Consider the following 13933-nt stretch of genomic DNA (forward strand, 5'->3'; position numbering starts at 1 on the left):
TATTTGTCCTACAAACTTTATCGGAAGTATTAATTTGCAATCTTTGGAATTTAAAACAGGGTTTGATAAAGATTAATTCTCTTTATTAAATGTTTTCATGTAAAAAAGGCAAAAATAAATGCAAAGAGTTTACTGAACAGTCATTACCTATAAGTTTAAAAAAAACAGCTGTGAAATTAATTTCACAACTGTTTACATCATTTTACCTGTTTAATCCTACAGGATTTTTTAAAAATCAGTGATTAATTTTTAATAATTTTTTGTGTGGTTTTTTCTTTACCATTATCTAATGATAGAATATAAACTCCTGAAAGCAATGATTCTACATTAATGGATTGAGATCTTGTTTCTCCTGATAATACCACTTTTCCAAGAGCATCAATAAGCTGATATTTGAACTCCGAACCGGAAGCAGATTTAATTTTAATTATTTCTTTTACCGGATTTGGATAAATACTGATGGTATTATTATCTGCTAAAGATTCAGAAACCAATGAGCTGATACCAGCAGATGAAGCTATTCTTAATGTATAATCTTCAACCTGACCGTAATCAAATGTTCCACATGATGAAGTTGGCAATGAATTGTATCTCATAATAACTCTCATTCTTGTATCACCTGTAATAGCTGTTGTTGGAATTGTTATATTTCCTGAAACAGGAGATGTTGTGCTGCCTGTTTTAGACCATGCTAATTCCCCAACATCAGTAAAGTCGCCGTCACCGTTATAATCAATATAAACAGCATAAGCTTCACTAAACTTATAAAATGACCAATATGGAGTTATAGTAATGGAATAGGTATTTCCTTTTGCAACATTTCCTATAGAAGAAGTAAAGTTTTCATATCCCGTTGTTCCTGTTGAAGCTTGGTTGATATTCGCAAATTTAACATTAGCAATGCGTTCATCTGAAGTAGAGTTTGCAGAAGAAGAACAGTAAGTTGTTGTCGTTCCACCTGATTGGGTAGTTACATTTACTGTATTGCTAGCTGGAGAAACATTCCCTGCAGCATCTTTTGCTTTTACCGTAAAGCTATATGCTGTAGAAGGCGAAAGTCCTGTCACCGAATATGTTGTCGCTGTAGTAGTAGAACCTAAAAGACTTGTTCCTCTATAAACATCATATCCCGTTACGGCAACATTATCCGTAGATCCGCTCCATGATAATGCAGTGGAATTCTGTGTAGTAGAAGACGCTGTCAACTGAGGCGCAGTAGGAGCCTGAGTATCTGTTGTCGGGTTTCCACCTCCAGTATATGCCTGTCCTAGACCTACTGCATAAAATGCATTTTGAGTCGCTATATGTTCTGCCGAATCAGCACCAAAAAGATCTTTAACTGCTTGGATTCCATAGGTTAAAGCATTATTATAAGTGGAGTTGGATGTAAGATAAGAAGTCTCCAATCTATACACAATTTTCGCAGCTTTTTCAAATCCTATTCCCGTAACATTAAAGCTATTTCCAATATCATTGGTACCTGTACCACCCATTACCAAAAGATAAAACCAATAGTTCAGGACACCACTGTTGTAATGAACACCACAATTATCATTGGTGTTGGGGTTAGGAATACAATTGTTACTTGCATCTTTCCAATAGGTTCCTTTATAAGTGTCCGGTTGTTTTGATAATCCTGAGTTTGGATTACTAAGTGATCTTAAATAACTAGGAGATACTTTGGTAATATCTTCTCCAATTAAAAAGTTCTGTTTATCCGGTGCATATGTATTTTCAACCACGGAACCCCAGATGTCAGAAAGTCCCTCGTTTATAGCTCCTGATTCTCTTTGGTATACTAAATTGGCAGTTGTTTGACATACTGCATGTCCTAATTCGTGAGCTGTAACATCAAATGCACCAAGTGGTTTGAATGTACTTGCGCCATCACCATATACCATTTCGCTTCCTGTCCAAGCTGCATTTTCCCAAGAATTTAATACATGAACATAACTGTCAAGTACAGCACCCTGATTATCATAACTATTTCTATTGAAAGCTGTTTTGAAATAATCATACGTTTTTTCTACTCCCCAGTGTACATCCAGTGCCACATCATTACCGGTAGAAGAATGTTCTGCAGTGGTCCAGTTATTATCTGTATCCGTGATATTGTTTTTTACAAGGTTGGTATAATTCGCATTATTGTTATTATAAGTATTTACTCCACCACCTCTTGTGTTATCTTTTAATACATATTTATTATTCAAAAGAGTGGTTTCAATAGACTTTGATCCACTGTATTTTGTTTGGGCTGTTCCTGCAACAAAAATTGATGCAAAATCCTGTTTTGCCTGATTTTCTACTCCAATAATTGGGATGCTACTCAATTCTTTTCCATGGGCATTTTCTCCCGCATGTTTCATGATGGGATCATTAAGTATTATTGCTCCGGATTTTGCATCTACATAAACATGAGATCTTAAAAATGGTTCAGCTGAAAAAATATCAAACTTATATGATAATAAAAGTCTATACTTTCCATTAGAAGCCTCAACAGGGATTAAAACAAGTTCTCCTTTTGGCTGATACCCAATTTCTTTTCCATGCTCAGTTCCTGTCATTAAAGTTTTTGCACCCAGATGTTTTATGGCTTTTTGAAGTGCCACAGATTCTGAAAAATCGGGTTGGGTATTCACATTGTCAGTATCATACATTTCACCGTTCATGCTTACCAGATTGCCTTTTATATAATGCAATATGTACTTGGCAAATTCAACTTTAATCCCATTGTGATAAAGCTGGTATTTTTCGTCCGAAAAATCACTGAACAGTTTTGCAGATTCCGTTTTAACCATTTCAGATCCTGCAGGGAGGTTTAAAAGCTCTGAGAAAAACTTTTTGTTGTCCGATAAGGCCAGGTCTTTAGCGGCTGTTCCTGAATTGAACTTAATGAATGATGATCTGCCATCATCACTATTGATCTTTTGCTCAACATATCTTTGAGCTTGTAGAGAAATACCACTTACTAAAAGTGGAATAAAAAACGCAAAAATTAATTTGTTTTTCATAAATAAAATCTTTTGTTTGGTTTGTTTATTAAAATTCAACAGTTAGAGTAAAAGTTATGTTTTTCACAATTCACTTTACAATGACCATTGATTTCACAAGTATACAATCCAAACCATTATACGCTGTAATTTGAGGATATTACATAGATATAACACGTATTTAAGTTGTTGTAAATCAGTTGTTTAAAGTTGTTTGTAAATCTGGGAGATGATGCAATATTATTATTTTAATAAAATTAAAGCAGATATAAAATCTATATTTTTCAATTTTAACATGCATTTTGTATACTATTTTCCAGATATGAAGTATTAAAAATTGGTAATCTGCAATTATAGATTCTGAAAAGAATATCATTTATACAAATCAACTCCATTATATTCTCGTTGTAACAGATCTATTTTTTGGTTTAGGAAATCTGATATTTATTGCTATTATTTTCTCTTTTTTGAATATTTATTGTGATACCAATAATAAAGAAAACTTAAAATGAAATACCAAAATCGGGATGTTATGTCTCCGTAGGAAATGTTTTTCCTTGTGATTATTAATTAATGTTGAATGTAGTGAGGTTCTAAGGTTCTGTTGATTCCTATTTTTACTCATACTTTATCTTTTAATTAAGGTGCTTAATTTTTTTATTATACAATTGTATTTACTGTAACTGTAAAGTTTATGTTGAATAGTTGAATCGGCTGTTTTATTATTTTGATTGACATTCTTCATCCAGATGTAGATATCAACGTTTGATGGGATCCCCAATTTTTTTCTTAATCTATGCTTTCTTATTTGTATGGATTGTGGTTGTACAAGCGTATATTGAGCAATATCTTTAGTTGAAAAGTTAAGGAATAATAAAGCACAAAATCGTAATTCGTTGATGAGCATATTAGGTTCTATTTCTAAAAGTCCTGGAAATAAATCAGGATATACCTCTTGAAAGCGGTTTAAAAATTCCGAATCATTGTTTTTAGCTAATCTTACTATTTCTTCAAAATCAGTATTTAGCTTTTTGTTTAATAATTTAGTTTCTTGATTTTTTTTATTTAAAATCTTTCGCTCTTTACGGATCTTTGTAAAAATGTATATAAAAAAAGCTATAACCAATATAGCGATTATACATATAATATAAATTAAGGATCTGGTTTTGGACTTCAATTTCTCCTCTTTTTTGATAACCAACTCTTTTACAATGCTTTCCGTTGAGTCTTGAGAGCTCGTATTTAAACTATTATTGGTAGAATTATATTTCTGGAGAAATGTTTTGTATAACTCTTTATTATTAATTTTTAAATAGGCCTGAGAAATTAATTGATAAAGATCTGACATGACATGTATATTCTTAGTTTCCTTAGCTAATTCTAACGCCTTTTGATAGTTGTTAATAGCTAATGAATATTTTTTCTTTCTGTCATAAATTTTGCCTTTAACCTGATATAATTTGACATTACAGCTACCTACTAAAATTCTTTTTTGTACTTTCAATAATTTAAAATATATATCTGCCGAATCAATTTTATTTTCGTCAATTTTAACTTCTATCAATGTTAAATGAGCCCAAGCTGATATTGTTTGTAATCTTTGATTTTTTTTCTTCTGTAATAGAGCAATTGCTTTTTCGAGATAGAAAGTAGCAGAGTCAAATTGTTTTTTACCTCTATACACGACACCAGTATCAATGAATGCCGATGCTTTAGTATATATTTTTATTGAATCAACAGGTATTTTATCTGATAATACAGCTATTTCTTTAAGTTCAATTATGGCATCTTTATAAAGGCCTATAGCAATATAATTATAACTGGTAAGTTGTTTTATTTTCATCTGAGTACAGAGATCGTTTTTAGCATAGTTCTCTGTTTTTGCCAAATTCAGATACTTTAGACTTTTTTTATAATTCGCTTCAAAAATAAAAGTATTGGATAGATTTAAATAAATCAACGTAATTCCTTTAGAATAGCTGATTTTTTTTGCTTCTTTCAAGACCAACATATTTTCTCTTATATATTGATCATGTTTTCCATTTAGTCCTAAAGTACTTAGCCTTTTAAGTTTCGAATCAATATATTGAGAAGTGATCTTTTCCTGGGCAAATATAAAAGTTGAAAATAAAAAGAATAGAATTTTTAGCATAGATTAATGAATTATTAAATAGCATTATTAATGTTCTTCATCCAATTGTAAATATCTTGATCAGAAGTAATGTTGAGTTTCTTTCTCAATCTGTTTTTTCGTGTTTGTATGGATTGAGGTTTTACGAAAGTATATGTCGCTATGTCTTTGGTAGAAAAATCGAGAAATAGCAAAGCACAAAACTTTAACTCACTGTGAAGAAGCATGGGATCAATATTTAAAAGGCTTGAAAAGAAATCAGGGTATACTTCTTGAAACCTGGTTAGAAATTCTGAATTATTATTTTTCGCCATTTGTATGATCTCTTCATAAGCAATGGGAAGTTTTTCATTTAATAATGTAGTTTCTTCATCTTTTAGATTAAATTTTTTTTTCTTTTTATCTCTCTTTCTTATCATGAAAAACATAAAAATAAGCAAACAGAAAGTACATAAAATCAAACTGCCTAGTAAAAGTTGGTTTGTGGTCTCTATTTTACTTTCTTTTTGTATAATTAATTCTTGTACTATTTTTTCAATTTCCGGTTGCTTTGTCCGTATTAATTTCTCATTTATAGCAGCCGACATTTTAGAGTATTTTTGAGCGGAATTATTATCCCCTTTCTGCTTGTAAATTTCAGACATAGCATGATATAGCCATTGTAATTGTACTATATTATGGGTGTTTTTAACCAGTTCAATTGCCTTTTGATAATTTATAATGGCAAAATCATATTCTTTTTTATAGCAATTGATTAAGCCTTTTACTTTGTATAGCCTAAAATTATTGTTTCCAAGAATTTTTTTTGATGGAATTTCTATCGCCTGGAGCAGTATAGTTGCTGAATCTATTTTTTTTTCAGTGATATTTACTTCGATCAAACCCATAGAATACCATAATAAAATTGCCTGAAGTCTGGGAGTTAATTTTTTTTGATTTTTTAGAATATTAAGTCCTTTTCCTAAATATAGTTTACAAGAATCTAATTGCTTTTGGTTCTTATAAATAGCTGCTATATCACAGTATGCTGAAGATTTAGTATATACCCTGAGAGTATCAGCTGACATATCATCAGCTAAAACTATTACCTCTTTAAGCTCATTAATAGCTTCCCGATAAAGTCCAATATTAGAGTAGTTAAAGCCCAGAAATCTTTTAAAGTTGACTTGAAAATCAAAATTATCTTTAGCATATTCTGCATTTTTAGCAAGTTGTAAATATTGGAAGCTTTTTTTGTAGTTTCTGGAGTATGAATATCCATAAGAAAGATTCAAATAGCTCAGTGCAATGCCTTTAGAATAATTGATCCGTTTAGAGCTTTTCAATACCGACATATTTCTGGACATAAACTGATTGTAGTTACCTTTTCTAGCTAAATTTTCTATATTTTGAAATTCTGAATCTATATATTTAGGTGTTATATCTTGATGATTAAATATGAAAATAGCGATGAATAATGTGAGAATTTTCATTTTGTACTAGTTATTTTGCGAATTGTGGTGTGTAAAACTAGGGAATATTTTGATATTTTACATTAATTAATGAATTAATTACTGAAGATATTAAATGAGTGCTTTAACTAAGTAATTAAAATAAATTACTTAGTTCTCGGCGTTTGAATTAATATTGATTATGATTATGTGCGGCAATAATAAGAATTTGTATTACATAATCCTTTAATGAATGTATGACATAGGTATTACATGTTGAATTTAAATGGAATTATTCCAGGAAAAACAACTAATTCAGTTTATAAAAATAAATGAATACAAAGTGTACTTGTATGTGTTAAGAAAATGAATAAATAGAACGATGTCATTCTATATTTTAGAAATTTTTTTATTGCTTAAAGTTTAAGTGTAATTGAATAAATAATGAATTCTTATGTGGTTTAAGTCGTTCTTCATTATTCGTTCTTTATTCTCTGTTATTATCTCTAATATAGCCTATTTTAAGATTTTAATTGTTGATTGAGAAAAATTGAAATAGAATATTTTGTTATATATCCTATCAACGTTATTTTTTTTCACAAATTTCTCACTACCAATCAAATCTTTTGAAAAGAAGCTTTCTACAACAATCACAAACCACAGTTCTTCGATCTTTAACTGATTTTTTAAATTCTGTAAATTACTTATTTGATACATCCATTTGTCAATAGAGTATTGTATGTTATAAAGGAGATCACAGAAGTAGATTCCTTTTCGTATACCATTTTCTTCAATGACATTAATTTTATGCTCATAATCGATTATTTGCAATGATTGATTGTATATATCAATAAAATGACAAAGATCAAAAACCTGGATCATTTTTTCCTCTTGCTGTATCCCTGACAAATGGGGTTCATCCATGATGTGAGTCGTATATTGCTGAAGTCTATTTAATAAATTCATCGTATTACAAAAGAAATTATAATCGGGCGGTTATTTTTCTTTATTATACAAGAAGACATATTTTTTATACTAAATAATCTTCTAGTAGAGTTTGTATAAAATAAGGTACTGTTAGTATAATTTCTCATTATTAGAAATGCGGATGCTTTATATTTGTTAGATACTGCTAACCCAAAAGATAAAATAAAACATAAAATATTGTTGCAACCTAACAAACCTCAGAGATCAAAAACAGATAAATTTTAATGGATTATGAAATTACGTATGTCCATTGGTATTATCTTAGTATTTCTAGCAATCCCCGGTCAAAGTTTCGCCTATTTATATGGGGAACATAAAAAGATCGGGGATGCTGCTTTTAAACGGTTCAGGTTTATGCATTTGGATCAACCTGGAGGTGGATTCTTTTTTAAAGCGATACTAAGTGGAGAAGATCCTGAAAATTTTGGGTTTTTGTCTTCTGGCGGCAATAAAATCAGTTATGGTATATTAAACGGGCTTAATGGAGACCATGAAATAGATCCGGTATTGCTTGAAGAGCAATTGCGTAATAAAGAATCCGTGATCCAACAGATCATCACTATGCACCAATTGTATATTGATCAGGGACAATTGGCAGCACCCGATGCAAAGCTGGCTGGGCTCGATATGCGATATGCGCTGTTAGCAGTAGCTAATATGTCGCATTTTTATCTGTATGGTAAAGACCTACGCTCGCAGCTTAATGCTTTTACACCGGTTTGGGTACAGGATGCACAGAATAAAACCAAAGTGAAAGCTGTATTTCAAAAGTTGAAAAAGACAAATGCACTGACAATGTATGTGACGGTGCACTTAATAGCCATGGATCTTGCTGCAAAAGCTGGTAAGCTTAAGGAATTTGATCAGGAACGTGCAGAAACATGGTTACAACAGGCTATATTGTTTAACAGTTTTGCAGACCATTTTCTGGAAGATGCTTTTTCATCAGGGCATCTTGTGGTAAACAGGAGTCCATTGGCATCTTTTACCAATAATAAAGCATTGCATGATTTTTATTCGATGAAAGGAAGTATGGTGGTCAATAGGCGAGGTGAGGTATGGAAAGCTTATGGTGATGGATCATTGGAAAAGAGTGGCGCTGACAGGATAATTGAGGCCGTTCAGGTTTCGCTTTCAGAAGTATTTGATGCATATTCAGGGAAGTTAATTGGAAGTATGAAGGCTGATGATTTGTTAGATTCTATTAAACCTCTATGGCTGATACCGATCCCCTATAATACCGATTTAAACAATCTCCTTCCTGACAGCCTGATTACAGTAGAGGCCAGGAAGGCGAGTCAGATATTACCAGACCGAAACTTCATCAGGAGTAGGATTGGAAATTCTATAGTCTTTGGTTTTAATTCGAGAGCATTTAAAAGTGCTAATTTGGAAAGCGGTGAATTCAGGTTGAAGTTTGGGCTTTTCTCAAAACGGTATGAGTATAATGAATTGGGAACAAAAAGAGGAATGTTGGATTATTTTAATGGTTATACGCTGAGTTATGGATTTGGGAGTATTGGCCAATTCGGTTCTGAATTGCCCCGGCAAAGAGTTTATTTGTTAAAAGGAGGTGTCAGGAGCAATTATGATTATTGGATCACGGATAAAAAGTTTTTGGGTTTTATCAGTTATATGGAAGGTGGGGTTGAATTTCAGGAAGGAAAAGCTTCTATTGTATTTGTACCCTCTGTGGGCATACAGCTAGGGCCACTTTTTAATATCAATTATTACAATATGCCCTTGTGGTTAAGGATTCCGGCACAGATGATATTACCTTTAGAGGTTAGATTAGGGAGTGTGATTGGTAAAGGAGAACCGGTAATGTTTTCAGGGCTTGATCTTAATTATGTTTTTTAAAAGTCCTTCAACAAAATTGGCACATATAAGCTTCTGTCAATTTTTATAGGAAAGCAATCTCTCGTTCTTTTCAAAATAGATTTTTGCTGGAAATTGATTTATTTATATATTTTGTATCCATATAATTTGTTCGCTATTTTACAATTTTTAGTGAGTAAAGATGATTTACTTTGAATAAAAAATTGAAATGAAAAAAATACTTGTTTTAAGTGGATTGCTGACATTAGCTTTTTGGTGTAATGCTCAAACCAGTGATGCCTTTAGTTCTGTGAGAAAGACAATTGAAGCGAGCAATGCTATCTACGCTGACCTTGCTAATAAAAATGATGGATCCATCCTGACCCGATATACCGATGATGCCTGTCTCTTTCCTCCAAACGCTACACCAGTATGTGGGAGCAAAGAAATAGGAATATTCTTTAAGTCCGGACCTAAAGTACATGTTAAATTTTCTATCCAGAACCTTTATGGAGACGGTAAAACATATGTAACAGAGGAAAGTTATTATGAGATGACAGATCTGGAGGGTAAGAAACTGGATGATGGAAAAGTAATTGTTATCTGGAAAAATACAAACGAAGGTTGGAAGATGCATCGCGATATGTTCAGCAGTAACCACCTGGTGAAATAGATTCAGAAACCGATGTTGACGGCTTGTTGAAATTCAGCATCATTTTTTATCAGTGAGTTCCTGGATGCAAATGGAGTAATAGCTGTAAATTTTCTGAACTCCTTAATGAAATGTGCCTGATCGTAATATCCACATGCATAAGCTATTTCAGTAAGTGATGCTGCTGTATTCAGTACCATCTGTAAACTCTTATTAAACCGTATTACTCCAGAAAAGGCTGATGGACTAATACCCATATTCATCATATAAAGCTTTTGGATATATCTTTCAGACAGTCCTGAGTTCTGCGCAATAGTAGAGAGGGCTAATGGTTGGTGATCGAGAAAAAACTGTTGGCTGAGGGTCTGGATAATTGAAATTTTCTTTAACCGCGTTTCGTTTTTTTTCAGTTGCTTAAGAAAGTGAGTTTCCAAAATACTGATTTTAGAGATGAGTCCTTCTGTCAGCATTATGCGATCATATAATTCCTTGTTTTCTGCATTGGCCACATCATACATATCTGTGGCATAGTTAGTGAATTCGGATAAAGGGGCTGAAAAGAATAATGATGCAGCATACGGGTAAATACGAGCAATAAGAATAGATGTATATTTTTTTACTGTAAGCCTGGTGGGAAGGGTAAGATGTCCCAACAATTCTATATCTGGAGTGTTCTTCCGTTTACCATTGATAATAGTGGCGGCTGCCCCTCCAGATAAATTAATGATTAAATCTACATATCCACTTGGATAAAATACCTCATTATCAATATCCCTGTCAATCGTAACAACAGTAAAGTTCTTTATGTAGGGTGCTAAAATTGTGGAAGGTAAAATCTGCATATGATGATTTTATTAAAACTTATAATATATCTTTTTGCAACTTATCTGACTCCGGTTACAATTGGTGATTGACATTATCTATTTTCCGGAAATTAATACCCGGTTTTACTTATGTTCCTATATATCAAAATGGTAACTACTTACAAATGTAAAGTAATTTTCAAAATATTTTTAATAAATACTTTTAACGGTGAAAAGAAAAGGATTGATGTTGAGAGAGAAGAATACAGAAAAATCAAAGAAAAGGGTTTGATAAAGAATGTATATTTTGATAAAGTAAACATTTCTATGAAGCAATGAATTCTGGCAGTAAAATGGGAATAATACATTTTTTTAATTATTAATGGTAGGATATATGGTGGAACTGGATAATAAAAAACATGTTTAATTTTTTCTTTTTTTTTAATATAGAAAGATCTGCTTTTCTTAGGTCCTTTATAGCTTCAAAATAAAATCTTGCCTTATGGCAAGTTAATTTTCATGATAGATTACTAATTTTGGTTAAACAAAATCAAATATAATTATGAAAAATCTATTAAATTCCTGTAAGTTCCTTACGCCATTAGTAATGGTTGTTATTATGATGTTTACAGCATCGCAATTATATGGGCAACAAATAATGCCTTCTAACAGTGGCTACGTACCGGTTAATGGTATTAAAGTTTATTATGAAGTATATGGTGAGGGTAGACCCATTGTTCTATTGCATGGCGCTTTTATGACCATTGACACAAACTGGGGGCAGTTAATTCCAGAGCTGTCAAAAACAAGGAAAGTCATTGCAATTGAATTGCAGGGACATGGACATACAGCATTTTCAGATAGAAAATTGTCTCATGCTACCTTAGCAAGTGATGTAGTTGGAGTCATGGATTATCTGAAAATTGAAAGTGCCGATGTAGTAGGGTATAGCTTTGGAGGTGCTATAGCATACGAATTTGCTATCCAAAGTCCTAAACGACTTAAGAACCTGGTAATCATTTCTGCGACCTATAAAAGTAGTGGTTGGCTACCTGAGATAAACAATGCTTTTAAGAACATGAAGCCAGAACTTTTTGCAAACAGCCCTATGCAGACTGCGTATGATGCAGTAGCACCTGATAAAACAAAATGGACAAAATTCTTAGAGCAGATGATTGCTTCCGCTGGAGTTCCATATGACTTTGGAGACAATAATATTTCGAAAATTTCTTCACCTGTATTAATTATTTCTGGAGATAATGACGGACTGGATAAAGTAGAGCTGGCAAAAACATATAAATTGTTGGGAGGTGGTATTTCTGCAGATTTTAAACCAATGCCAAAATCTCAATTAGCCATCGTTCCAGGACAGAGCCATGTCAGCCTTATGATGCAGACTTCAATTATTTTGGGTTATTTGAACAGTTTTTTAAAGTAATTAAATTCAGATTTAGACTACAAAAAAATAATAAGATGAGGAAAATAACTGTTTTATCAATGATGACATTGGATGGTGTTATGCAGGCTCCTGGTGGACCTCAGGAAGACGTATCCGGAGACTTCAAATATGGTGGATGGACGGTGTCTTACGGGGATGAGCTTTTCGGCGAGATCATGAAAGAAGAAATGAAGCCATCGGATTATCTTTTGGGTAGGAAAACCTTTGATATTTTTTCATCCTATTGGCCTCAGCATGCTGACTTCTGGCCAGGTATCAATGATGGTAATAAATACATTCTGTCTCACACCGTGGAAGAATCAGATTGGGGAAACACCACTTTTATTAAAAGTCTTGAAGACATCAAAATGCTCAAGAATTCGGAAGGTGCTGATATTCAGGTTTGGGGCAGCAGTAAGCTTGTCCAATTGCTGCTAAAACATGATCTCGTTGATGAAATGCGGCTCAAAATTTACCCCTTAATCCTTGGTGAAGGGAAAAAGCTATTTGAAAATAATATGATCCCGGCGGCATTTACATTAACGGAAAATCCGGTAACATCAAAAGGAGTTATTATAGCCACTTACAAACGTGATGGAAAAGTGATAACTGGTGATGTTGAAATTTAGATTTTGATTTTAAGATTATTAACTTTTCTGTCATTTTCTAATCGATACTTTTCAACATATGAATTGTTGTAGCGTAATGTCCTGAATTACCGAGTGAGTCATCTAAATGTTTGTAACCCAGTTTTTCATATAAAGATACTGCACCTTGAAATACCTCGAAGGATTCCAGGTAGAGTTGATGGTAACCAGCTTTTTTTGCTCTTTCTTCAATCATATTAAGAAGATATAAGCCAATACCATTTCCCCTTAATTTATCTGAAAGGTAGAACTTGACAATCTCCGCACATGATGAAGGTAGTCCTGGGGTTGGATAAAAGCCACACCCTCCTAAAATTGTATGATTACATTCTACTACCCAATATTCAGCAGAAGGATGTAGAAAATGTTGATATAATATATCTGTCTGGGGATCATCATATACGCTTCCTTTTTTAGAAGCATTGAATTCATCAAATACCTGACGAATAAGAGCCGCTAATTGCTCATTGTCCTTTTCTTCAATCGGACGAATAATGATAGGGTCAACTGGGTCATGATCATCCTTTTGGTGAAGAAGTGAATCGATGGTATTCATACATCGAATGATGGTTTTCAATTTCTCTTTGGAAAAGTCAGTAAATAAATTTTCTATCTGATTGTCCGAATCAAGATTTATTTTTTCATACGTCATACGACCTACATCTGTAAGATTAATAATATTTGAGCGATGGTCTTCTCCAGATTTCTTTTTAATAGTGAGACCCAATTTTTCAAAACGTTTAAGTATCCGGCTTAAGAAACCTTTATCTAATTCAAGAGTACTGGCGATTTGTGTTGGTGTTATATCAGAATTGAAATAAATTTCACGCATAACCCTAACCTCCGAAATGCCAAGGTCTCCATCCAGGATACCTTTGTTAAGCAACCCCAGTACCTGCGTATAATTCCTGTTAAAGGATCTTATTTGGTCAATATATTCTTGTTTCATAATGTAAAAATACACAATAGTTGACTAAGTCAACTATTTTTAGTGGAAATATTATTTCATTATTATTTTACATTAAAAAAAAGCTGCC

General features: G+C 32.6%; 10 protein-coding genes. 4 read left to right on the plus strand and 6 right to left on the minus strand.

Going from position 1 to position 13933, the window contains the following annotated elements; genetic code table 11:
* Positions 1-242 precede the first annotated feature (242 nt).
* From NG806_RS02980 to NG806_RS02995, 4 genes are all read right to left on the minus strand, one after another.
* Complete coding sequence (locus tag NG806_RS02980) at positions 243-3011, minus strand: M4 family metallopeptidase (protein WP_261511910.1); 2769 nt, start codon at positions 3009-3011, stop codon at positions 243-245.
* Between the two features lie 607 nt (positions 3012-3618).
* On the minus strand, positions 3619-5142 hold the full coding sequence (locus NG806_RS02985; protein ID WP_261511911.1) for a tetratricopeptide repeat protein: 1524 nt from the start codon (positions 5140-5142) through the stop codon (positions 3619-3621).
* Positions 5143-5156: 14 nt separating this feature from the next.
* A complete protein-coding gene (locus NG806_RS02990; RefSeq protein ID WP_214825813.1) occupies positions 5157-6593 on the minus strand; it encodes a helix-turn-helix domain-containing protein in 1437 nt (478 codons plus the stop codon).
* Positions 6594-7067: 474 nt separating this feature from the next.
* Positions 7068-7517, minus strand: coding sequence for a hypothetical protein (locus NG806_RS02995; protein WP_214825812.1), 450 nt, complete (start codon positions 7515-7517; stop codon positions 7068-7070).
* A 252-nt stretch (positions 7518-7769) separates the two neighbouring features.
* Between NG806_RS02995 and NG806_RS03000 the strand changes: the two genes are divergently transcribed.
* A complete protein-coding gene (locus tag NG806_RS03000) occupies positions 7770-9398 on the plus strand; it encodes a hypothetical protein (RefSeq protein ID WP_214825811.1) in 1629 nt (542 codons plus the stop codon).
* 187 nt (positions 9399-9585) lie between these two features.
* Positions 9586-10029 carry a YybH family protein gene (locus tag NG806_RS03005; RefSeq protein WP_261511912.1) on the plus strand — a complete coding sequence of 148 codons (444 nt, stop codon included), beginning with the start codon at positions 9586-9588 and terminating at the stop codon, positions 10027-10029.
* Between the two features lie 2 nt (positions 10030-10031).
* On the opposite strand, the gene NG806_RS03010 is transcribed toward NG806_RS03005, so the two are convergent.
* A complete protein-coding gene (locus NG806_RS03010) occupies positions 10032-10850 on the minus strand; it encodes a helix-turn-helix domain-containing protein (protein WP_214825810.1) in 819 nt (272 codons plus the stop codon).
* A gap of 523 nt (positions 10851-11373) precedes the next feature.
* Here NG806_RS03010 and NG806_RS03015 point away from each other — a divergent pair.
* Together NG806_RS03015 and NG806_RS03020 are read left to right on the plus strand one after the other, a co-directional pair.
* Positions 11374-12249: an alpha/beta fold hydrolase gene (locus NG806_RS03015; RefSeq protein ID WP_261511913.1), complete on the plus strand. Its 876-nt coding sequence runs from the start codon at positions 11374-11376 to the stop codon at positions 12247-12249.
* Between the two features lie 35 nt (positions 12250-12284).
* The gene (locus NG806_RS03020) at positions 12285-12878 is read left to right on the plus strand and encodes a dihydrofolate reductase family protein (protein ID WP_261511914.1); all 594 of its coding nucleotides are present in this window, start codon (positions 12285-12287) and stop codon (positions 12876-12878) included.
* A 37-nt stretch (positions 12879-12915) separates the two neighbouring features.
* Here NG806_RS03020 and NG806_RS03025 read toward each other — a convergent pair whose 3' ends face one another.
* The gene (locus NG806_RS03025; RefSeq protein ID WP_214825808.1) at positions 12916-13845 is read right to left on the minus strand and encodes a bifunctional helix-turn-helix transcriptional regulator/GNAT family N-acetyltransferase; all 930 of its coding nucleotides are present in this window, start codon (positions 13843-13845) and stop codon (positions 12916-12918) included.
* Positions 13846-13933 lie beyond the last annotated feature (88 nt).

The organism is Chryseobacterium paludis, from assembly GCF_025403485.1.
GTDB classification, from domain to species: Bacteria; Bacteroidota; Bacteroidia; order Flavobacteriales; family Weeksellaceae; genus Chryseobacterium; species Chryseobacterium paludis.

Bases quoted from the DNA above. Each gene is read 5' to 3' on its own strand.
- NG806_RS02990 (WP_214825813.1), bottom strand. From the start codon at position 6,593: ATGAAAATTCTCACATTATTCATCGCTATTTTCATATTTAATCATCAA.
- NG806_RS03000 (WP_214825811.1), top strand. From the start codon at position 7,770: ATGAAATTACGTATGTCCATTGGTATTATCTTAGTATTTCTAGCAATC.
- NG806_RS03010 (WP_214825810.1), bottom strand. From the start codon at position 10,850: ATGCAGATTTTACCTTCCACAATTTTAGCACCCTACATAAAGAACTTT.
- NG806_RS03025 (WP_214825808.1), bottom strand. From the start codon at position 13,845: ATGAAACAAGAATATATTGACCAAATAAGATCCTTTAACAGGAATTAT.
- NG806_RS02980 (WP_261511910.1), bottom strand. From the start codon at position 3,011: ATGAAAAACAAATTAATTTTTGCGTTTTTTATTCCACTTTTAGTAAGT.
- NG806_RS03020 (WP_261511914.1), top strand. From the start codon at position 12,285: ATGAGGAAAATAACTGTTTTATCAATGATGACATTGGATGGTGTTATG.
- NG806_RS03015 (WP_261511913.1), top strand. From the start codon at position 11,374: ATGAAAAATCTATTAAATTCCTGTAAGTTCCTTACGCCATTAGTAATG.
- NG806_RS03005 (WP_261511912.1), top strand. From the start codon at position 9,586: ATGAAAAAAATACTTGTTTTAAGTGGATTGCTGACATTAGCTTTTTGG.
- NG806_RS02995 (WP_214825812.1), bottom strand. From the start codon at position 7,517: ATGAATTTATTAAATAGACTTCAGCAATATACGACTCACATCATGGAT.
- NG806_RS02985 (WP_261511911.1), bottom strand. From the start codon at position 5,142: ATGCTAAAAATTCTATTCTTTTTATTTTCAACTTTTATATTTGCCCAG.